Below are 23,488 nucleotides of genomic sequence, written 5' to 3'. Positions count from 1 at the left end.
TTTTTGTTTTTTAGTAGACTGGGGTCAGTGTTTAGCCTAAGCAACCAATATGAAAACAATAGACTATTACAACCAATACGCAGATCAATTTTTACAAGCCACGTTGTATGTGGATATGGAAAGCCTATACCAACCATTTTTAGCTGAGTTGCCAGATTCTGCACGCATCCTGGATTTAGGCTGTGGCTCAGGGCGTGACACTTTGGCTTTTAAAAATAAAGGCTATCAAGTTGATGCTATCGACTATTCTGAAGTATTGGTCGAACGAGCGACCCAACTGACTGGTATCACTGTTCAGCAGCAAAGTTTTTATGAGCTTGATATACACGATGTTTATGATGGGGTATGGGCATGTGCATCATTACTCCATTGTGATAGAAATCGACTCCCTGATGTTTTGAAGCGAATCTATAATGCTTTACGCCGTGGCGGGGTATGCTATATGTCTTTTAAATATGGCAGCACAGATCGTGAAAAAGATGGTAGGGCATTTACAGATTTAGATGAAGTTCAAGCCAAGGAATTATTAGATCAGTTGCAAGTTGTTGAAGTATTACAGCAATGGATCACGGTAGATCAGCGACCTGATCGTGATGAAAAGTGGCTGAATGTACTTTGGAAAAAACAATGATACATTACTGTTCATTGCCTAATATTCTTTATTCACGATTTGATTTACAAGAAAGCCCCAAACTGATTCCTACTGAGAATGGCATCTATTTTTGGTGGATTAAAAACTTGCCTGAGATTGTTCCGCTAGAGGACTGTATTCAGATTAAGGAATACTATCTTGTGTATTCAGGTATTTCCCCAGATAAAAAAGGGAAACCAAATAGTAAATCGACTTTAAGAACTCGGCTCAGAACACATTATTTTGGCAATGCTGAAGGATCTACATTAAGACGAACACTAGGTATTTTACTCGCCCAGCAAAGTGGTTTTCCTTTACGTCGAGTTGGTTCGGGTAAACGAATGACATTTACTCACTTGGGTGAACAATGGTTAGATCATTGGATGGAGGAGAATACGCGTATTTCATGGATATTAGATCCTGAACCATGGGTGCTTGAAGAAAATATGTTTAAATCAGTTTCATTACCATTGAATTTAAAAGGGAATGAGCATGTTTTTAAAAGTAGTTTGTCTACTTTGAGAAAAGAAGCAATTACCCAAGCAAGAATATTAGAAATTGCGAATGAACTAGGTATTCAACGAAAACATAGAAGTTCATTATCTGTTAATTAACGGGGAAACATATGTCCAAGTTTTACGAGATTGAGCCATCTTTAGAAAACTATTGGCGAGCGGTAATTTTATTTGGGCGTAATGTAGCTTCGTATAAGTTTGCATTAGCTAAGTCACTTCATGAGTTAAAAGTTTCTCCTAATTCAGTAATAACACTCGATCAACTTGCCGATCCATTTAGTCGCCATATCTGTGACCATTTAAAATTAGTCGATAAGCAAGCAACTTCAAGCTCCAGTAAATTCTTAGATTTTTGTCGTGCCTTTAATGCAGGCGAAATAGATCAGCAAACTTTGATTGCAAAGACTGTGCAATATGGTTTTGTAAATGTCATTGATGCATTTCACAATGTTCATGGTCAGGAACTGCCCAAAAGATTTTTTTATGGATGCCCGGAAAACACATGGTGGTATCATTTTAACTGATGATGTATTTCAGCTATTTGAGGCCAATAATTCCAAAGATTTGGTCGATGAAACTGAAGCAAGATGGCGTTTAGTTGAAACAGCTTGGGACATGAATTTACCCAAGCATTTAGTGCAAATTCAACACGATGATCATGGGATTCTAGTTGCAGACAATAAAATACGCAGAGTAAATGTCACATCGGCTAAGTCGGCTTTAAATGGATATCAAAAGAGCAGATGCTTTTATTGTTTTGCACCTATTACTATTGAGCTGTTATCTGAATATTCTGCAGATGTAGATCACTTTTTCCCACATAAACTTCGTGAGTGTGATATCCAAAAGCCTATCAATGGAGTAGCAAATTTGGTATTGGCTTGCCCTACATGTAATCGAGGACAGCAGGGTAAGTTTGACCGATTACCGTCAATAAATTTATTAGAACGTTTGCATAAGCGTAATGAATACTTAATTACCAGTCATCATCCACTCCGAGAAACTTTAATTGCTCAAACGGGATTCACTGAACCTACACGCCGTGGTTTTTTACAGGAAGCTTATAACTGCGCTACGTTGACGATGGGTGGCGGGAAGAAATGGGAACCAATTAGGGCGGGATCCAGTGTATTTTAAGCTGATAAATTTTTTAAAACTTTTTAATTATCAAATAAATGAAAAATAATCTTTTACTTGTCTTTATTTTGACCTAAATGTGATTAGAGTTTTTTTATATTTTGGTTAATATAACCTTGTATTTTTAATGATCTTATTCAACAGTTATTTGCTATGAGGGTGGTTTTATAACTGTGATTCAATACAAAGTTGAGGGCTTTGTAATTGAGGCATTTATGGTTTGCCATAGGTGGAATAAAGATGGAAACCATAATTTAAAAAATTGAGATAAGTGATTATGACGGGGAAATTTGCGCCTGGAGCTCGTGTAGAGATTCGTGATGAAGAATGGGTAATCCGACGCGTAGACCCAACCATGAATCATGGTGATCAACTTACTTGTGAGGGAATATCAGAGCTAGTCCGAGGCAAAGAAGCCATTTTCCTGACCAAATTTGAAGATAAAATTCAAATTTTAGATCCTAAATTAACTAAGTTGGTGCCGGATACCAGTGCACAGTTTTCTCAAAGTTTATTATTTATTGAAAGTCAGCTTCGACAATCCACACCAAATGATTTAAAAATCCATATTGCCAAAGAAGCAGCAATGGATGTGGTTGAATACCAATTAGTCCCAACGTATCAGGCACTGAAACAGCCTCGTCAGCGTATATTAATTGCAGATGCGGTAGGTCTAGGTAAAACACTTGAAGCAGGTATTCTGGTTACGGAGTTAATTCAGCGAGGTCGTGGCAAACGCATTTTAGTTCTGACATTAAAAAGTATGATGACGCAATTCCAAAAAGAATTCTGGAATCGATTTTCAATTCCGCTTATGCGTTTAGATTCGAATGGTTTACAACGTGTTCGTGGGCGTATCCCAACCAATCATAATCCATTCTATTATTATGATAAGTCGATTATCTCAATTGATACCCTTAAGCAAGACAATGAGTTTAAGTCCTACTTAGACAAAGCCTATTGGGACATCATTGTGATTGACGAAGTGCATAACGTTGCTGATCGAGGAACCAGTTCACAGCGTACTGAATTAGCGCAATTATTAGCACGTAAGTCAGATACTTTAATCATGCTTTCAGCAACACCACATGATGGTAAAGCTAAAAGTTTTGCAAGCTTAATGAATATGCTTGACCCAACGGCTATTTCTGATCCAAATAATTATAAGAAAGCTGATTTTGCGGATAAGGGGCTTGTAGTACGCCGTTTCAAACATGATATCAAAGATCAGGTCAAAGCTGAATTTAAGGACCGTAAGGTTTTTCCTTTAAAGCATCAAGCTTCTGCTCAAGAAGAGTTGGCTTATGAAGCTTTGCTTAGAGTTCCGTTTACTATTAAGGCTCAATACAACAGTGATAAGCCTGGGCAATTAGTGCGTATTGGCTTACAGAAAGCACTATTTTCATCACCAGCAGCTTGTTTGAAGTCTGTTGAACAACGAATCAAAACCCTCACTACTAAAAATGAATTGCTTACACCAGATGTAGAACAAGAACTCGACCATCTTCAAGACTTGAAAGCTTGTCTAGAGCCAATCGATTCAGTAGCGTTTACAAAATACACCAAGCTTATTGAATTACTTAAAAGCTCTGAATTTAATTGGGATAAACGTAACACGGATGATCGTATCGTTATTTTCTCTGAACGTATTGAAACACTGAATTTTTTAGAAAGTGTTTTAAGCCGTGATTTAGGTCTAAATAATGATCAAATTCAGCAATTGCATGGGGGAATGGATGATCTTACCCAGCAAGATATTGTTGAGAAATTTAGCAAGCGTGAAGAAAAGGTTCGTGTATTACTGTGCTCTGATGTCGCGAGTGAAGGGATTAACCTCCATCATTTATCTCATCGCTTAGTACATTTTGATTTGCCATGGTCATTGATGGTATTCCAACAACGTAATGGTCGTGTAGATCGTTATGGTCAAACCCAAGAGCCAGAGATTTATTATCTTATTACGGAAAGCAGTAATGAAACGATCCGTGGCGATGTCCGTATTCTAGAAATCTTGCAAGAAAAGGATGACCAAGCCTATAAAAATATCGGTGATCCAGCGACATTCCTTGGTGTTTATGATGTCGTAAAAGAAGAAGAGTTGGTGACAAATGCCATGCTGACCATGCAGGCAGATGAATTTGATACTCAATATACGCCTGAAAATGAACACAATGAAGGCGATGATATTTTAGCGGACTTCTTTAGTTCATTTGATGATCCAATTAAGGAGGAACAGCAACAAGAACCAAAAGAAAATTTCAAACTATTTGAATGCGAATATGAATTTGCAAAAAGAGCCTTGTCATATCTAAATAAAGACCAAAGACGTATCGCTGTTGAATTCGAAGACGCTATTAAAAAGATAAAATTAACAGCACCTGATGACTTAAAACAAAAATTTAAAGCTTATCCACCTGAAATTTATCCAGAACATGGAGATTTTATTCTCACTGAAGATAAAGAAAATTATATGGAGGTGGTGAAAGCATCTCGTAATGAAGAGAATTCTTGGCCAAAAGAACATTATTTATGGAAACGTCATCCTGTTGCTGAATGGCTCCAAGAGCGTATGTTGGGCAACACAGGACGTAATGAAGCTTTAGTGATTGGTCTAAATACGCAACTTGAAAAAGATGAAGCGATTTTCTTAGTGTCTGCACTGATTCCTAACCGTAAAGCACATCCAGTGATTTGGGAATGGTACGCAGTACATACCAAAGCCGATCACATTGCCAAAATTGAGCCTTTACAAGACATGCTGAATGTCTATGGTCAGATCTTTAAAAATGCACCGAATACGGGTGCACCAGTCGATTTAGATGCTTTGCAAAATTTACGCTCTGCCGTTGTGGATGGGGTGACTCAAGAAGTGCTCAAGAAGAAAGTCAGTTTTGATGAAGAGATGCAGCCCAAGCTTGCTGAACAACTTGAAAAATTAAGTGCTTTAAAAGGTAAACAAGAACAACAGTTACATCTTGATTTCGATCAAGGACTCGAGTCTGTTGCTAAAACCAAAAAAGAAGCTAAGCAACGTTATATCGATCAAGTGTTTAATGAATACGAAGTCTGGATTAAAGATACTTGGCAGACAGAAAGTTCACCTTATATTCAATTAATTGCCGTTATTGCAGCAACTCAAAACTAAGGATAGATCATGGCTATTAGTGACAATGCAGCGACTTATTTGGGCATTCAAAACGAAAATGAATTCTATTCAGCACATTATTTATCTGAAGTTTTTGATGGTGATATACGCGATTTAATTCAACAGTGGCAAGCGCAAGAACAACAGGACAGAGAGAGCCAACAAACTGTTATTTTTGAACCGCCATATCAACGCTTAAAAAACTTAGCACGTTCATATTTTAAAACCCATGAGCAGATTCAGCGCGAACGTAGTCTAAAAGCATCTTTAGCAGACCGTCGACAATTACACCAACAATTACTGAGTGCTTTGGATATTCCTTTTGCGCCGTATAACCATGTTTTTTCTATGGGTAATAAGGATGTAGAGCTACCAGTTCTGTCTGCTTATCCAAATCAACAACAACCGAAGTTGATGGTCGTCGAAGTAATCGATAAAGAACAAGATGGTTTTGATCTATTTTCACTGGGGTTAGTCAAAGAACAATTCTTTGGACCAGGACCACATGCGGATGGTTTAGTGGGTAAAAACAAAGATAATGTCACCATTAAATGGTCAGATTTGATTAATGATCATATTTTTAAAATGCAGGAACCACCACGTTGGGTATTGGTTTTAGGTGATCGACAAGCGATTTTGGTTGATCGCTTTAAATGGCTACAAAATCGTGTTCTACGTTTTGACTGGGATGAAATCTTAGGTCGTAAAGATGCCAAGACCTTACAAGCTACAGCGGCACTGTTATTTAAAGACAGTCTTGTTCCAGAGGATGGTGATTCGTTACTCGATAGTCTAGATGAAAATGCACATAAACATGCTTTTGGGGTATCTGAGGACCTGAAATATGCCTTACGAGAAGCGATTGAGCTATTAGGTAATGAAGCAACAGAACAACTTTTACAACGTAAAGATATTAGTTGGTCAGGTGAAAAAACAGGTTTAAACCCAGAGCAACTCTCTAGAGAATGCTTACGTTATATGTACCGTTTGTTGTTCTTGTTCTATATTGAAGCGCGTCCCGAGCTGGGCTATGTACCGATTAAAACCAGTCAAAGCTACTTAAAGGGTTATAGCTTAGAGAGTTTGCGTGACTTGGAAATGGTCCAATTACAAAGTGAACAGTCTTTAAAAGGTCACTATTTCCATCATTCTATTCAAAAGCTGTTTAATTTGATTCATACGGGTAAACCGCATGATCAAGGTGATCTTGCACTTGATGGGAGTTATAGCGCAGCGAGTACGGGCTTAACGGGTTTCGATATTCATGCTTTAGACAGCCATTTATTTGACCCGAAAAGAACACCGTATTTAGAAAAAGTAAAATTTACCAATCAAACACTACAACGCGTCATTCGCTTGATGTCTTTGACGCGTGAAACCAGCGGTCGTGGTCGTCAGCGCCGTGGTCGTGTTAGTTATGCGCAACTTGGTATTAACCAATTAGGTGCAGTTTACGAAGCACTGTTAAGTTATCGTGGCTTCTTTGCCAAAGAAGACTTATATGAGGTGAAGCGACCGCAGGACAATTACGATGAGCTGCATGAAGGCTATTTTGTTACTGCAACAGAAATTGATAGCTATGCGGATGATGAAAAAGTCTATGAGAGAAATGACGAAGGACTAAAAGTCCTCAAGAAACATCCTAAAGGTAAGTTTATTTATCGTTTAGCTGGTCGTGACCGTCAAAAGTCAGCCAGTTATTACACACCAGAGGTTCTGACCAAGAGCTTGGTGAAATACACCTTACGTGAAAAACTCGGTGCAGATTTAGAAAAAGTCAGTGCAGATGACATTTTAAAACTCACGGTATGTGAACCAGCAATGGGTTCAGCGGCCTTCTTGAACGAAGCTGTCAATCAATTAGCAGAAGCTTATTTAGTTAAGAAGCAATCTGAGCTCAATCAACGTATTGAGATGAAAGACTATCAACATGAATTACAGACGGTCAAAATGCACATTGCCGACCATAATGTATTTGGTGTGGATTTAAACTCGATTGCGGTTGAACTTGCTGAAGTTTCTTTATGGCTAAACTCGATTAATGGTTCGAATCAGGTACCTTGGTTTGGTTATCAGCTATTTAATGGTAACTCGCTGATTGGTGCACGTCGTCAGGTGTATGACGAGAAGCAGATTAAAACCAAAGTCAAAGCGGATAAATGGTTTAACTTTGCACCGAAGCGTTTAGCACCTGAAAGTTTGGCCCGAAAAAAATCAGATCGTGCTGAGACAGAAGTGTATCACTTCCTATTACCTGATCCAGATATGGCAAACGTAACAGATCGTGATGCCAAAGCATTAAAGCCCGAAAAATTTGAAACGATTAAAAATTGGCGTAAAGGCTTTTTATCAAATTTAGAAGCTTGGGAGATTGAAACGCTACAACAATTTAGCGATGTGATTGATGAGCTTTGGGCACAGCATGTCCAGACTTTAAGAGCCGACCGTGCCCGTACGGAAGATCAATTTAAAATTTGGGGGCAAGCGTCTAAAGGTCAAACCACGACCACTGCTGCTAAAGATGAAATCCATGCCAATGGTATTTTTAACCACGATGCGCCAATTGCGACGCCGTATCACCGTTTGAAATTGGTGATGGATTATTGGTGTGCGTTATGGTTTTGGCCTATTGAAAAAGCAGATTTACTGCCAGACCGTGCGACATGGATGATGGAGCTTAAGCTGGTACTGGAAAGTGAAGTGTATGATTTCCATCAACCTGAACAAGGTGGTTTTGATTTTGATACAGCAGTCGTAGACACACAGCCTGCATTAACGGGTTTTGAAAAGCCTCAGCATGATTTGTTTGGTGATGATCAAATCAGTTTAACGGTACAAGAAGAGAAGCTCAGCCAAGTTTTAACTGCGAAGGGTGAGTTGCATTTACCTAGTCTTTACAAACAACATCCACGTTTACAACTGGTAAAAGAGCTTGCAGATAAGTTTAAGTTTTTCCATTGGGAGCTGACTTTTGCGGATGTATTTGCTGACCGTGGCGGTTTTGATGTGATGTTGGGGAATCCGCCGTGGTTAAAAGTGGAGTGGAATGAAGGAGGCGTATTAGGTGATTACAACCCTGAGTTTTTAATTAAAAACTTTTCTGCGACGAAATTACGTGAACGTCGAAAGCAAGAATTCGAACTTAAACCAGCATTGGAAAATGCGTGGTTTACTGAACTAGAAGAAGCTGAGGGTACACAAAACTTTTTAAATTCTCAACAAAACTTTGGAGAGCTTAAGGGGCAAAAAGCAAACTTATATAAATGTTTTATTCCACAGTCTTGGAGATTGCTTGAGTCTAGGGGGGTGTGTGGATATTTACACCCAGAAAGTATTTATGATGATCCAAATGGAAAAGAATTTAGATCATTAATTTATAGTAGATTAAAGGCTCATTTTCAATTTCAAAATGAGAAAAAACTATTTCCTATTGGGAATCAAAGTAAGTATAGTATTAATATTTATGGTGAAATAAATAATAAAATTTCTTTTTTAAATATTTCTAACTTATTTCATCCTAATACAATTGATCAATCTTTTAATCATAATGGTCATGAGAGTACACCAGGTATAAAAGATGATAAGGGTAATTGGAATATAAAAGGGCATAAAAACCGGATAGTTAAAATAGATATTGATACTTTAAGAATATTTGCTGATTTATATGATGAGGATGGAACTAGGTCAATTGAAGCAAGGTTGCCAGCTATTCATTCTATTGAATTAATATCGGTATTATATAAATTATCTTTATATCCTAAAAAGTTAAAAGACTTAGGAAATAATTATACGTCATCCTTCTTATATGATGAAACTGCTTCCCAAAAAAAGGGGATCATTAAAAGAGAAACAGCATTTACTGAAAACAATGTTGTTAGAATAATTTCTGGTCCACATTTTTATATAGGAAATCCATTATATAAAACACCAAGGAAAATATGTGATACGCATAAATCTTACGATATTATTGACCTTCTCTCAATTAAAGAAAATTATATACCAAGAACAAATTATAAAAAGGTTAAAAAAGAAGAAAGTATTCTCACAAAGGTGAGTTGGATTGAAAAAGGTGAAAATAATGCACGAAGAATGACTGATTTTTACAGACATGTAAATCGTGAAATGATTGCTTCTACATTAGAAAGAACATTAATTTCAAGTATTTTGCCTAAATACGTTGAACATATTAACACGTGTTTATCAACATCGTTTAGAGATACTGAAGATTTGCTACGCTATCAGGCAATGTGTTTATCAATAGTAGTGGATTATCGGGTTAAGAGTACAGGCGTTGGACATGCTAACACTTATTTAATTAATCAACTTCCATTATTAAGCACTAGTAATAAAAAAATGGAATCTGCCCTGTTCGTAAGGGTCTTATCTTTAAATTGCCTAACATCTGAATTTAAAGAGTTGTGGGATAAATCTTGGAGGAGTGATTTTAAGAATGAAAGATGGGTTCATAAGAATTTATTGAATCAAATGTTTTTTGCACACCTATCGCCAGATTGGTCGAACCTTTGTGCATTAAAAAATGATTTTGAACGTAGGCAGGCGTTAATTGAGATTGATGTCTTAGTTGCAATGGAAATGAAACTAACTTTACAGGAGTTGTTGACTATTTACCGTGTGCAATTCCCAGTCATGCAACAGTACGAACGTGAAACCTATTACGACCAAAGCGGACGTATTGTCTTTACCCCATCAAAAGGTCTTGTTGGCGTAGGTCTAGCACGTAACGCAGGACCTCGTGATCCATCGGTCATTATTGAATATTCAGATGGTAAAAAAGAAAGCAAACCGCTAGGTTGGACCGAAGCACAAAAACTACCAGATGGCACAAAAATCCATAGAACCATTTTAGATGACACACAACCGGGTGGACCTGTTGAACGTGTGATTACCTATATCAGTCCATGGTATTTACCAAATCGAGAAGAAGATTATAAACAAGCGTGGGAAGTGTTTACGGCACGATTCAAAGCGCAAGAGGGTGTGTAAAGCATGTTTCCGAGTTTAATTTCAAAAGATATAGAGCAAGCATTAAAAAGTTTTATTACAACAGGTTACGAAACGGAAACACCACACTTTAAGGGTAAATTTGAAGCACTGGTTGATCAAGATGCCAACGGGGAAGCATTTTTTAAAGGACCTTATGTCTCTTTAGGGCTTCCTTTTGCCAAAAATCCGAAAGCGACTTGTCATTTTTTCCCAAACTTTAAAACCGAGCATTCACCGTTTGCCCATCAGGAAAAAGCATGGCAACGCCTTGTAGGTGAAACGGCAAAACCCACTTTAGTGGCTACAGGCACGGGGTCGGGTAAAACAGAGTGTTTTTTATATCCATTGCTGAATCATTGTTTAGAACAAGCAGGTAAAGGCATTAAAGCCATTATCATTTATCCAATGAACGCTTTGGCAACCGACCAAGCCAAACGCTTTGCTGAGGTGATCCATAGTACGCCTGAACTGAAAAACCGTGTCAATGTCGGGCTATTTGTCGGGCAAGATGACAATGCAGCCAGTGGCACCAAACTGATGTCAGCAACGCAAGTCATTACCGACCATGAAACACTACGTAAGACCCCGCCAGACATTTTGCTAACCAACTATAAAATGTTGGATTACTTGCTCATGCGTCCAAAAGACCAAAGTCTTTGGGCTCAAAATAAATCAGACACTTTAAAGTATTTGGTTGTCGATGAATTACATACCTTTGATGGTGCACAAGGTTCTGACTTGGCGATGTTAATTCGTCGTCTAAAAGCGCACTTAAAAACACCGAAAAATCATTTGGTCACAGTAGGGACTTCCGCAACCATTGGTTCTGAAGAAAGCAAAGGGGATTTACTCGACTTTGTCTCGAAAATCTTTGATGCGGAATTTACCGCAGACAGTATTATTGGGGAAACACGGGTCAGCCCAGCCGAATTCCAAGCACCGATTGAGTATTACAGCATCTCTTATGACTTCGATCCAAAACTATTAAACCAACAACAATTCGAATCGGAAGAAGAGTATCTAAAACATCAGGCTTGGTTCTTTTTTGGTAAAGCAGCAGATGGTGGTTTTGACCTTGATCCTAGCGATATGCAATCCCGCCAAGAGTTAGGCTTAAAGTTAAAAAGCCATGCGTTTTTCCTAAAACTGTTGAATGATGCGCAAACGCTTACGCCTTTTTCAAGTCTCGTCCCTGAAGCTAGAACTTTACCACCAAGTTTAAGACCTTATGCGGAGCATATTCTGATGTCATTATTGGCATTGGTATCTCATGCACGTGGTAAAGACTACCCAGGACAACCATTTGTCTCACTAAGATTCCAAGCGTGGATTCGAGAGCTTCGCCGTATTGTCGCCACGGTAAATAAAGACCCTGAGCATGTACATTTACACTTTCATGACGATTTAAAAAAACAAAAAGATCAAGTGGTATTACCCGTTCTGCAATGTTCGGAATGTCACGCAACGTCTTGGCTAGCGGCAGAGAAGATGGGTGATACCCAAATTGAAACGGACCTACGTAAATTGTATAACCGTTTCTTTAAAAACGATGTACAGGCCAAATATCTGATGCCGATTGTTCCTGAACAGTGTCATGATGTTACGGGCGAGGTGAGTTATTTATGTGGTGAATGTTGTCACCAAAGTGGTGTTAAAACAGAGCAATGTAATAAATGTGGCTCTAAAAACGTTGTTTGTGTTGTAGAAAGTGCTGAGATTAAAGAAGTTCAAGAAAAGGGGGTGAATACCACCAAAAAAGAACGGACATGCCCATCTTGTCAATCTCGTAACTCGCTGATTATCTTTGGTTCTCAGGCCGCAAGCCTAACTTCGGTTGCGATTAACCAACTGTTTTCAAATCAACTCAATCAAGATAAAAAAGTCATCGCTTTTTCCGACTCTGTTCAAGATGCCACTCATCGTGCTGGTTTTTATAGTGCACGTACTTGGGAAATGAACCTCAGAACAGGGATGGCACAATACATTGCTAAACATGGCTCAGTGCCTTATTTGGACTTTGTGAATCATTGGTTTGAAGATTATGAACTGAATGAGAAAAACCCAAATGGTTGGACGCATGAAAAATTCATTACTGAATTTATTGCGCCTAATTTAGAGTCTCGTGAAACGTATATTGATATGAAAGAGGGTAAAAACCCTCAACTTGCTCAATTATTGGCAGATATTAAACGTCGTCTTGCATGGGAAGCACTGCACGAGTTAGGTATTAAAAGCCAAACTGGGCGTTCTTTACGCCGTACGGGGGTGGCAACTCTGTATTGGGAAGCAACTTTAGTTCATCAAGCAGCGAATCAATTAAAAGATGATGCACTTAATCACTTGGGATATGAGCTGTCTGAAAAACAAGCGCAACAAGTACTGTGGGGCATCTGCCTAAGGTTACGTAACCAAGGCGCGATCTATCATCAACTCTTAGAGGGGTATGTCGAGCGTGGCGGTGATTATTATATTTTAACCAATGACAAGACCTTACCAACTTTTGGTTCACACTCGCAACTACCTGTATTTCCTGCAAGTGATAAATGTAAGAATTTTGAAAGTATTACACTTAAAAAAGGTCAGAGCTGGTATGAAAAGTGGCTGACTTTGGTTGTACATACAGAACAATTGGTGGCTAAAGACTTTTATAGCAATTTGTTTGAATATTGCTTAAAAGCATTGCAATGCGTGGACTTAGTGGTTGAACGGGTGATTAAAACCAAAGATGCACGAGTTTGGGGCTTAAATCCGCAAAAACTATTTGTTGCTCATCAGCTCAGCACGTTCACCTTACGTGCTTCAGATAGTTTAGATCTATCTCAAGGCCATGGGGAGCTGAATGTTCCACAGCAATGGGATGATGAGATTGAAGATCTTCCATCATTGCAGTTAAACGTGAAGAACAACTCGCGGATGTATGTTTGGAAAAAAGATCACCGATCATTGAATAATTTTTATCGACATTTCTACTTGCATGGGCAAATTAATCGTGTAATTGGACATGAACATACTGGTTTATTGTCACGTTCTTTACGTGAAAAAGTTGAAAATCAGTTCAAAGCCAAAGAAAAATCAGGTGAACGTAAACCTTGGTTTGAAAACCTATTGTCTGCGACACCAACTTTGGAAATGGGTATTGATATTGGTGATCTGTCATCGGTGATTTTGGCTTCAGTACCACCATCACAGGCAAGCTATTTACAGCGTATTGGTCGAGCTGGACGTTCGACGGGGAACTCTGTGGCGTTAACGGTTGCCAATGGACAACCACATGATTTGTATTTTTATGCAAATCCATTGCAAATGATGGCGGGCAATGTTGAGCCACCTGCAATTTTCTTAGAAGCTTCCATGGTGTTGAAACGACAATTATTTGCGTACTGTTTTGATGACTGGGGACGAGCAGAACAAGGTAAACAAAGTATTCCAGAAACCATGCAATTGGTGATTGGTGCAGTTAAAACCAATAATACAGACCGTTTTCCATACACTTTAATTGAATACATACGGACCAATCGTGATCGTTTATGGGATGAGTTTAGTGAATTACTGCCTCCTACAATGAGTGCAGATAATCGTGAGCGACTCAAAAAAGTAATCATTAATAATGAAGCTGAAGAAGAGCAAATTGAATGGGTTTTGATTAATCGAATTAAAGAGTTAGCAGAGGAAATCAATCGTTTAAATGAGCAGAAGAATGCATTAGAAAAAACGCTGAAGAAAACTGAAGCATTACCTGATGATGAAGAAAAGAAAAAGAAATTAGAGGAGCTTCATCAGGAAATTACAGGTGTGGCAAGGCTTAAACGTAATATTTATAGCAAAGCGACATTTAATTTTCTAACAGATGAAGGCTTACTCCCTAACTATGCTTTCCCTGAGGAAGGTACGACATTAAAGTCTGTCATTTTTAGAAAGTCTTCAGATCCCTCGAGTGCTTCACCGTATCATTCCGAAGAGTATGAATATACACGACCAGCTCATGCAGCAATTAGCGAATTGGCACCGAATAGTATTTTCTATGCGTCGCATCACAAGGTTGAGATTACCCGCGTCGAAACGGCAAAGGGTAAAGCCATTGAAATGATGCGAATGTGCCCAAGCTGTAGTTATCATGAGACGGTGGGTTCAATGGTCACGGCATCAAGTTGTCCCCGTTGTGGTGATATTCAATGGGCAGATGTAAGGCAGCAGTTTCCAGTATTGAAATTGGTGCAGGTGTATGCCAATACATTGAAATCTAAGGCGATGCTATCTGATGATAGTGAAACACGTGAACCATTATTCTTTAATAAGCAGATGCTCGTGGATGTTGATCCGCAGGATGTGGAACTTGCATATGCTTTTGAAAACGAAGATCGACCTTTTGGTTTTGAATTCGTTAAAAAAGCAAAATTTATTGAAATGAATTTTGGTGAAAGTACGGGCTCTACTGACTTAACCTTTTACATCGCTGGTAAGGAGTTAGAGCGCCCAGGTTTTAGAATCTGCAAGGAATGCGGCACTGTACAAGATAAAAAAGGCCCTGCAAAACATCAGCACTACTGTAGCTTTGCTAAAAATCAAGATGAAAGTGGCATTGAACAATGTCTGTATTTGTACCGACAATATGTTTCAGAAGCCATCCGTATTCTTATGCCGAGTATGGCTGTAGCAACGCCAGATGAACAGATCAACTCTTTTGTTGCAGCAATGCAGTTAGGCCTTAAAAAGAAATTTGGCGGCAAAGTCGATCACTTACAAATTATGATTTCTGAACAGCCTGTTGCTGGTAGTGACTTTAGAGAACGCTACTTAGTAATTTATGACAGCGTTCCTGGTGGTACGGGTTATTTACATGAATTGCTCGCGGACCCAAAGCATTTGTTAGATACATTTAAAGCAGCCCAAAAAGTAATGGCTGAATGCTCATGTCAACATGTCATTCCTGAGGTGGATGGTTGCTATCAATGCTTGTATGCCTATCGTAATTCCTACGGTATGGAAAGCACTTCACGTAAAGTCGCTTTGAATATGTTGCATGAGTTATTACGTGATGATCCGACATTTAAAAAAGTTGAACACTTAGGGAAAGTGAAAAAAGTGGTTTGGGAGGATAGCCAGCTAGAAGTACGCTTCCCAGAAGCAATGAAAACATTTAATGAACCAGAATTACAACCCTTTGTTGGTGGTAAGAAAGTCAGTGTAAAAGTTGATTTGATCAAAGGAAATAAGGCATATCATTTAAGTATTGATAAAGAACAATACCGTATGGAAATGCATGTCCAATTGGGTCCATCACAGGGCGTTGCTTATGCTTGTGAGCCAGACTTTATTATTTACCCAGAAAATAAAGAAGCAAAGAAAGCAGGCTTTAAACCGATTGCAATTTTCTTGGACGGTTATGAGTATCATGCACAAAGTGTGCATGATGATTTACTTAAACGTCAGGCACTGCTACGTTCAGGACAGTATTGGGTCTGGTCTCTCACATGGCACGATGTGGAATCTAGCTTTGCAAAAAATGAAGTTAAAGTTGCCAATGTATTTCCAAGTGTTGTGGAAGAAACATCAGCATATACTAGATTGAAAGGAGCACATGAACAAAAATTGAAGCCATATACGCTCAATGATTTACAACTTAATAGTTTTAATTTATTGATGAAATTTTTAAGTCACCCAAATACAGAAGATCTGCAAAAATTAAGTGCTTTACAAGCTCTACGCTTAATCGACCCGAGGCATAAATCAGATCAAAATTTAGCTCAATGGAAAAATTTTACTCAGTATTTTCCTTTGGAGTTTAATGAGCTTTCTCAATCTAAGTCACTTCTTTTGGCAAATATATTCGAACTTGGTCATACCGAAAATCAGCTTAAATTAGCGTATGCTGCAGGTACTGGCATTATTAATAGTCTGGATTTAAACGAACTCATGATTGGTATTCAAGTCCAATTAGGTGAAAAAAATCTCGAAGAAACTAAATTGCTGTGGATGAAGTTGTGGCAACTCATGAATTGGTTTCAGTTTTGTCCAAATCTATATGCTGGAGAAATTAAACATACGAATGAGGGTGTGCATTCAAAATTGAACTGGGATACACCATCCGTATCGAATCATGATGATTGGTCATTTGTATTCGAAGAAGCCTCAGAAGTCATGCATCCACTGTTATATGCATTAAAAGATCAGGGTGTTTCTATGCCTTTAGTTGGCTTTGAATTAGAAGGATCTAAAGGTGAAATTCTGGCAGAAGCTGAATTGTTATGGAAAGATCAAAAAATCATTGTGCTTTTGCCATATCAATTCGATGACAAAGAAGTATTCGAACAACAAGGGTATTACGTATACCTATTTGAAAATAATTTGGAAATATTAGTAACTGAATTGGGGGATAAGCTATGAAAACAAATTTAAAGCTGGCTTTTTCTGATGGATATTTTGCATCACTGAATAAATTGCCATCCAATATTCAGGCAAAAGTAAACCAACAGATTATGAAGTTTATGGTCAATCCCTCTTTGCCTGGTTTTAATCTAGAAAAATTACAAGTTGTCAAAGATGATAGCTTTAGATCATTACGAGTAGATCAGACCTATCGCATCATTGTCTCCGAACAAGGCAATATTCTGTTATTGCTTTGGGTTGATCACCATGATGATGCCTACACATGGGCGAAAACGCATAAATGTAATATTAATGCCGAAACAGGTGCTATTCAGCTTTATCAAAGTGAAGTCCAAGCAGTGGTAATAGAGTCTCAGGAGACTTCGGAAAGTTTATTCAATTCTTTACGTGATAAGCAATTGATGAAACTAGGGGTGCCAGAAGATTTAATCCCTCAAGTTCGATTAGTGCAAACGGAAGAAGATTTGGATCAGTTACAAACCAATTTGCCACAAGATGCCTATGAAGGCTTATTCTTGTATCTAGCAGGGCAAAGCTACGAGTCCATTCTTGCTGAGCGTGAAATTGCTGAAGATAGTCAATTTAGTACGACCGATTTTGAGGCTGCACTGGCTAGGGATCAGTCATTAGCCAAATTCTCTGTGGTTTCTGGTGAGACGGAATTGGAGGAGATGCTAAGTGCATCGCTAGAAAAATGGCGTGTTTTCCTACACTCATCACAACGTAAACTAGCAACAGGACATAAAAAAGGACCTATTCGTGTTTTAGGCGGTGCTGGCACGGGTAAGACGGTAGTGGCTATGCACCGAGCAAAATGGTTAGCGGAGAATTTAACTGATCCCAATCATAAAATTCTATTTACAACTTTTACCAAGAACTTAGCACAAGATATTGAAGATCAGCTTAGAAGTTTATGTGGAGAGGCTTTACTGCAAAAAATTGAAGTCGTGAATTTAGATCGATGGGTTCAGTATTTCTTACGTAAACAAAAATATGATTTTGAGATTGTCTACAGTCGAGAAAAGTTAGATGAGCATTGGAAAATGGCCTATGCAGAAATGTCACCAGAATTGACATTAAGCTTAGAGTTTTTCAAAGAAGAATGGTTGCATGTAATACAACCACAGGGCATTACCTCACTTGAGGAATATAAGCAGGCACGCCGTGTAGGACGAGGTACACGTTTAAGTCGAGCAGATAAAATTAAAGTTTGGGATGTTTTATCTGAATATAGACGTTTGCTGAATCAACATGGAATCAAAGAAATATCAGATGCCTATCGAGATGCAGCAGACTTTATCAAAGTAAATGGTATAGATTTTCCTTATCAAAGTATTGTTGTGGATGAAGCCCAAGATATGGGACCACAAGCATTCAAGTTGTTAAGAGCGATTGTGCCAGAGCAAGAAAATGATCTCTTTATTGTTGGTGATGCACATCAACGTATTTATGATCAAAATAAAGTAGTTTTGAGTCAAGTTGGGATTAATGTACGTGGGCGATCAGCTAAACTCAAAATTAATTATCGAACCACGGATGAAATTAGAAAGTTTGCAAGCGCAATTCTAAATGATATGCCAATAGATGATTTGGATGGTGGTGAGGATGATAATACTTTGTATAAGTCTCTGACGCATGGACCAGCACCTTTTATCTTTGATAATAGTCAAAATTTTGAAGAACAAATGCAAAAGGTATTTGCTTTTATTGATCAGTCATCTTATCCATTAGAGAGTATTTGTATTGTTGCAAGAACGAATGCGGAAATAGATAAAATTGCTCAACAATTTAATGCTGAGAAGCGAAAATTCCATAGAATTGAAACCTCTGAAACACATGCTCCAAAGGATGTTGTAAAAATTGCCACGATCCATCGTGTTAAAGGCTTGGAATTTGATTTAATTGTTTTAGCATCTTGTAATGAGGGGCTTATACCATTAAAGAATGCCGTCGAGCATAAAGCAGATGAAGTGTCTCAGATTGAAGCAGATGCTCATGAGAGATCACTTGTATTTGTTGCTTTAACGCGTGCTAAGAAGGAAGTCGTTATTTCTTCTTATGGGGTGAAGAGTAGCTACTTAGTTTAGTTCGTTTTCTCTCATGAGCAATAGGTAACACGATACCAGAGATCTACATGGTATTAAACTGTGAGCAATGATTGGTGTTTAGATTCTATGTCACTAATTTTACAGAATTTTTAATAATTAGTCGAGAAAAGAGCCGTGGAAGTTGTTGATAAAAATGCATGGGTAAATTTTTATAAAAATACCCTGTTTTCACATATATTGAAATTTGAAGGGAGACAGAATGAGTTAGCTCAAATTTTAAAGGATCTAAAAAAACAAGTTGATCAAAGTTTTAAGTCAGATAAAACACTCGATGAAAATGGCAATATCATTGAGGAACCAAAGCATCATACAGAAATAGATCCCTTTACTGTAATTAGTTTGATCAATGTGGGTACATTGAAGAAAAGATCAACATTGCATAGTGGTTTGCTAAATAGAGATGATTTTCGTGTTGATTTAACTGGCTGTGCCGAATCTGATGCACAAAGTGCATGGTATTACCCTTATAGAGTTAAACAAAATGGTAGTGATATTTACGAAAGACCAAAAGAAATCATATCTAGATTATGGGGATTGTTTAGAAAACTTGCGGAACTTAAAGATATCAAAGAAATAGAAAAAATTATTATTGAAATATTGCCACAAGATGTCATTGGGATTAATAAACTTTCAACCGGCTTATATCGTTGTCGACCAGATTTATTTTTTCCGTTAAATGCGACAGGAAAGGCTTTTCTAGATAAAAGTAAAATTAGTTACACAGATACTGTTGTTGAAACTGAAGATAAAGCTTTACAAGTATGGAATGATTATCTGGATACTTTAAAGCGAATAAAAGAGACATTCAAAGATCAAGAGTTTTATGACCTATATTATCAAGCTGTCGTTGATGTCAATCGTTCAAGATTAAATAAAGGGCATAAACAAGAAGACAATAATTTGAGCACGAAAAATAAAATAGAAACCAATATGCCACTGAATCAGATTTTATATGGCCCACCAGGTACAGGTAAAACGTATGCAACTACAGAACTTGCTGTTCAAATTGCTGCCCCAGATTGGTATGCCTCACTAACCGAAACGGACACAATTGAACATCATAAGGCCATTAAAGAAAAATATGATGAACTAATCAAGACAAAGCAAATTGCTTTTACTACTTTCCATCAAAGTTTTAGTTATGAAGACTTTATTGAAGGTTTAAAAGCATATGTACCTGAAGGTCAAACTAATATTGCCTATAAAGTTGAAGATGGGATTTTAAAAAAAATAGCCATAAAAGCACAAAAGGCAGCGGGGATTAATAAGAATGATGTTTTAGGACTCAATAGTTCACCTAAAATCTGGAAAATTTCATTAGGTGAAACTTGGGATGTAGAACGCAGAAAAAAATATTTTGAGAATAGTGAAATACGTATAGGGTGGAATGCGACTGGCAATTTATTAACTGAGCGTAATGAAGATCAAATCAAGTATTTCGAATCATTAGGTCCTAATGATCAAACATCTTTAAATGATTTTAGTGAAGGAATGAAGATTGGTGACGTCATACTGTGTTTACGTGATAGGAAGAGTATCCAAGCTATAGGTGTTATCAGTTCAGACTATTATTTTGATGAACAAGCCTATGAATTAGATTCCGACTTTGCGCATGTCAGAAAAGTGAAATGGCTAGCAACGGGTATTAATTTCAATATATTAGCTTTAAACAATAATTTTCAATTGGGAATCAAATCGGTACATGAGTTAGCACGTATCAGTTGGGTACAGCTTGTTGAAGAGTTGAAAGCCCAAGATATCATTATTGAAGAAATTCATAACCCAAAGACACTCATAACTAATAGTGTCAATCACGTACTGATTATGGATGAAATAAACCGAGGCAACATCTCAAAAATCTTTGGTGAACTGATTACCCTGATTGAGGATGATAAGCGTGCGGGTAAGTCAGATGCACGTGAATTAACTTTGCCATACTCAAAGGAACCTTTTACTGTACCTTCTAACTTATATTTGATCGGTACGATGAATACGGCAGATAAGTCACTGACACAATTAGATTTAGCCTTGCGTCGTCGATTTGAGTTTAAGGAAGTTGGTCCAGATAGCCAAATTCTAGAGGATATGGAAGCATCGCAGCATGATGTGGATATTCCTCTAATGCTCAAAAAAATGAATCAACGCATTCAATATTTAAAAGGTAAAGATTATCAAATTGGTCATAGCTATTTCATGCCTTTGTGTTCGGTAATGGACGAAACTAAGTATCTGGAAACATTACGACGAATTTTTGAAAATAAGATCATTCCGCTATTGCAAGAATATTTCTTCAGTAATTTAAAACATATAGGTTTGGTATTGAATGATAATCCAGATGATATGGATGAGCGAAAGATAATTCAGGACTTGAATTTTGATGAAAATATCTTTGGCTATGGGCAGCAACCAAAAGGAAATCCATTGTTTGCAGTCGAACTAAATCTAGGCTGCTTTAGTGATTTAAAACGTTTCCAACAGATCTACCACTAAGATGATTACGGTAACAGAATACGCAGAGCTACAGTCTTATCAAAAGACTGTAGTGACTGAGAATACTTTAGCAACAGCAAGTCGTCGTGCTTATATTAGTCAAAAGACTTTGGATTGGATGATTGATAAGTATCAAGCTACTCGTATTGAAGAAACTGATCAGGTTCTTGTATTAGAAGAAGTACGGCGCAACAGTTTTAAGTTAGGTGCTTATGTTGGCTATATACAAAGCCCTTTCAATGAGGAGCAGATTCAGATTTTACCTAAAATTGAATTAGGTGATAGCCAAATTGAAAAATCTAAAAATATATTAAAAAACATGCTCTCTGAGGTTTATGACATACGACCTAAAGAGATGAGTGAAGCTGATTTAACGCAAACTGATTTGCCAATACATGAGTGGATTATTCGACGCTTTTTGGAAGAGCTCGAACAACTTATCCATCATGGGCTAAAACGTGATTACGAGTTAGTACAAGATGTGCAGCCTTATCTGAAAGGAAGGCTATTAGTTCAACAACAGATTAACCATGGAGTAGGTAAGGATTATCTATTTGAAATTGAATATGATGAGTTCCTGTTTAATGGTATTGAAAATCGCTTAATTAAAACAGCGTTAATTTATGCATTAGAAATGACTAGGAATGATCATTCTATCGCAATCGGGCATGATTTTACTGAATTAATGCATGAGATACCAACAAGTCATGATCCCGTTGAAAGCTTAGGGCAATGGCGTGAAGGTAAGTTATTTAGTCAATACGAAGATATAAAACCATGGTGTGAGCTATTATTGCTGAATATCAATCCATCATTTCAAAATGGCGAACGCCGTGGCATGTCTTTACTATTTTCTATGCCACAGCTCTTCGAAAAATATGTGGCGAAAAAGCTACAAACTCAGTTAAAACCTTGCCATAGATTACAGATTCAACCGAGTCGACAAACATTGGTGAGTCACACACCTAAAAATAGAACATTACAAAACTGGTTTGCATTAGAACCTGATTTAGCTGTCTATAAAGGGGGGAACTGTCAGGTTATTCTTGATACCAAATGGAAATTTATTCATCAAGAGAAGGCTAATTCCACTGAAAAATATGGAATCAGCCAGGCTGATTTGTATCAAATGCACGCCTATGGCAATAAGTATTTAGGCCAAAAAGGTCAGTTGATTTTGATCTATCCAAAACATCAAAAATTTACAGTTCATTTGCCACATTTTAACTATTCAGATGAGCTTTGTTTATATGTACTTCCTTTTGATTTGGAAAAAGGTGTCTTGATTGGACAAGAACTTGTAGCAGCTATGATTTAAAGGAATTCTCTAAAACAATGTTATCCATAAATAAGCTAGAAATTGGGCAAAAACTTACAAATAAGGAACTGAACCGTACCGGGATTGTCGGAGACTTTTTATTTAAGTTAGGCCACCTGACCTAATATTTTAATCTTATCATAGTACATTGCTTCAAACTCAGAAGAGGCTAGTAAGTTCTCTTCTTTATGGGATTGTAGACTGGCATAAAAAGCAACTTGAATTGAGTTGGTTTTCTCAATCAATATATGAACTAAAGATTACAGTAGTAATCTTTAGTTGAACGTAAATGAGTGAGGGAAATTTTAGGCTGTTGATTTGCATAGTATTTATTCAACTGCTAGGGCGTGTCATCGATTAACTTTAGAAAAACACCTTTAGTCCCAATTATACTTTTAATAAGTTTAAGACCTTTCAAGGTAAGCCAAGCCATTTCCTTCATCTCATAAATATAAAAAGAAGTAATAACTTGAGCTTTTTTCATACAACAGCATCTAAATTAAATTGATTTATGCATTTTTGGGATAAAAGAGGCACTAGATGGAGCGCGCTTGAGGATGAAATTTTTCCACTATATGGGGAGTGAAAAGCAAACTAAATAGGAACCACGCTCATGGATGAATGTGTTCATAACCCTAATATTCTTGAAGATAGCCAGAGTCATGACAACATGGCTGCTACATCCGATACTGGAAGTGAAGCAAATCATTCTGACTGCAATACCATCACGCATAAAGTTACCTTGAACTTTTC

General features: G+C 37.5%; 10 protein-coding genes. All 10 read left to right on the top strand.

The features are described from left to right. Positions 1 to 49: 49 nt before the first annotated feature. Entirely contained in the window at positions 50 to 631 is a 582-nt protein-coding gene (locus FTT94_RS10390) for a class I SAM-dependent methyltransferase (protein ID WP_180170757.1), read from the top strand. Continuing rightward, entirely contained in the window at positions 601 to 1,245 is a 645-nt protein-coding gene (locus FTT94_RS16710; RefSeq protein WP_373686029.1) for a GIY-YIG nuclease family protein, read from the top strand. Before FTT94_RS10390 ends, FTT94_RS16710 begins: the two co-directional genes overlap by 31 nt. A gap of 11 nt (positions 1,246 to 1,256) precedes the next feature. Beyond that, the gene (locus tag FTT94_RS16705) at positions 1,257 to 1,670 is read left to right on the top strand and encodes a hypothetical protein (protein WP_257231388.1); all 414 of its coding nucleotides are present in this window, start codon (positions 1,257 to 1,259) and stop codon (positions 1,668 to 1,670) included. Then, complete coding sequence (locus FTT94_RS16700; RefSeq protein WP_257231387.1) at positions 1,630 to 2,283, top strand: HNH endonuclease domain-containing protein; 654 nt, start codon at positions 1,630 to 1,632, stop codon at positions 2,281 to 2,283. The genes FTT94_RS16705 and FTT94_RS16700 overlap by 41 nt, the downstream gene beginning before the upstream one ends. Positions 2,284 to 2,560: 277 nt before the next feature. After that, positions 2,561 to 5,428 (top strand): DEAD/DEAH box helicase, encoded by a 2,868-nt coding sequence (locus FTT94_RS10375; RefSeq protein ID WP_180170756.1) that lies wholly within the window; start codon positions 2,561 to 2,563, stop codon positions 5,426 to 5,428. 9 nt (positions 5,429 to 5,437) lie between these two features. Next, positions 5,438 to 10,432, top strand: a complete 4,995-nt coding sequence (locus FTT94_RS10370) for a class I SAM-dependent DNA methyltransferase (RefSeq protein ID WP_180170755.1) — start codon at positions 5,438 to 5,440, stop codon at positions 10,430 to 10,432. Between the two features lie 3 nt (positions 10,433 to 10,435). After that, positions 10,436 to 16,816, top strand: a complete 6,381-nt coding sequence (locus FTT94_RS10365; RefSeq protein ID WP_180170754.1) for a DEAD/DEAH box helicase — start codon at positions 10,436 to 10,438, stop codon at positions 16,814 to 16,816. Further along, on the top strand, positions 16,813 to 18,906 hold the full coding sequence (locus FTT94_RS10360; RefSeq protein ID WP_010111339.1) for a UvrD-helicase domain-containing protein: 2,094 nt from the start codon (positions 16,813 to 16,815) through the stop codon (positions 18,904 to 18,906). Before FTT94_RS10365 ends, FTT94_RS10360 begins: the two co-directional genes overlap by 4 nt. Positions 18,907 to 19,041: 135 nt before the next feature. Then, positions 19,042 to 21,417, top strand: a complete 2,376-nt coding sequence (locus FTT94_RS16840) for an AAA family ATPase (RefSeq protein WP_180170753.1) — start codon at positions 19,042 to 19,044, stop codon at positions 21,415 to 21,417. Position 21,418: 1 nt separating this feature from the next. Continuing rightward, positions 21,419 to 22,735 (top strand): McrC family protein, encoded by a 1,317-nt coding sequence (locus FTT94_RS10350; RefSeq protein ID WP_180170752.1) that lies wholly within the window; start codon positions 21,419 to 21,421, stop codon positions 22,733 to 22,735. Positions 22,736 to 23,488 lie beyond the last annotated feature (753 nt).

It is taken from the genome of Acinetobacter sp. YH12027 (genome assembly GCF_013420085.1).
Classification (GTDB): Bacteria; Pseudomonadota; Gammaproteobacteria; order Pseudomonadales; family Moraxellaceae; genus Acinetobacter; species Acinetobacter amyesii.
The sequence above is the reverse complement of the archived record's forward strand: the minus strand, read 5'-3'. Positions and strand labels throughout refer to the sequence as shown.

What these genes read in the sequence shown, in the direction of transcription:
- FTT94_RS10390 (WP_180170757.1), top strand. Translation starts at nt 50, where the DNA reads ATGAAAACAATAGACTATTACAACCAATACGCAGATCAATTTTTACAA.
- FTT94_RS16705 (WP_257231388.1), top strand. Translation starts at nt 1,257, where the DNA reads ATGTCCAAGTTTTACGAGATTGAGCCATCTTTAGAAAACTATTGGCGA.
- FTT94_RS16700 (WP_257231387.1), top strand. Translation starts at nt 1,630, where the DNA reads ATGGATGCCCGGAAAACACATGGTGGTATCATTTTAACTGATGATGTA.
- FTT94_RS10375 (WP_180170756.1), top strand. Translation starts at nt 2,561, where the DNA reads ATGACGGGGAAATTTGCGCCTGGAGCTCGTGTAGAGATTCGTGATGAA.
- FTT94_RS10370 (WP_180170755.1), top strand. Translation starts at nt 5,438, where the DNA reads ATGGCTATTAGTGACAATGCAGCGACTTATTTGGGCATTCAAAACGAA.
- FTT94_RS10365 (WP_180170754.1), top strand. Translation starts at nt 10,436, where the DNA reads ATGTTTCCGAGTTTAATTTCAAAAGATATAGAGCAAGCATTAAAAAGT.
- FTT94_RS10360 (WP_010111339.1), top strand. Translation starts at nt 16,813, where the DNA reads ATGAAAACAAATTTAAAGCTGGCTTTTTCTGATGGATATTTTGCATCA.
- FTT94_RS10350 (WP_180170752.1), top strand. Translation starts at nt 21,419, where the DNA reads ATGATTACGGTAACAGAATACGCAGAGCTACAGTCTTATCAAAAGACT.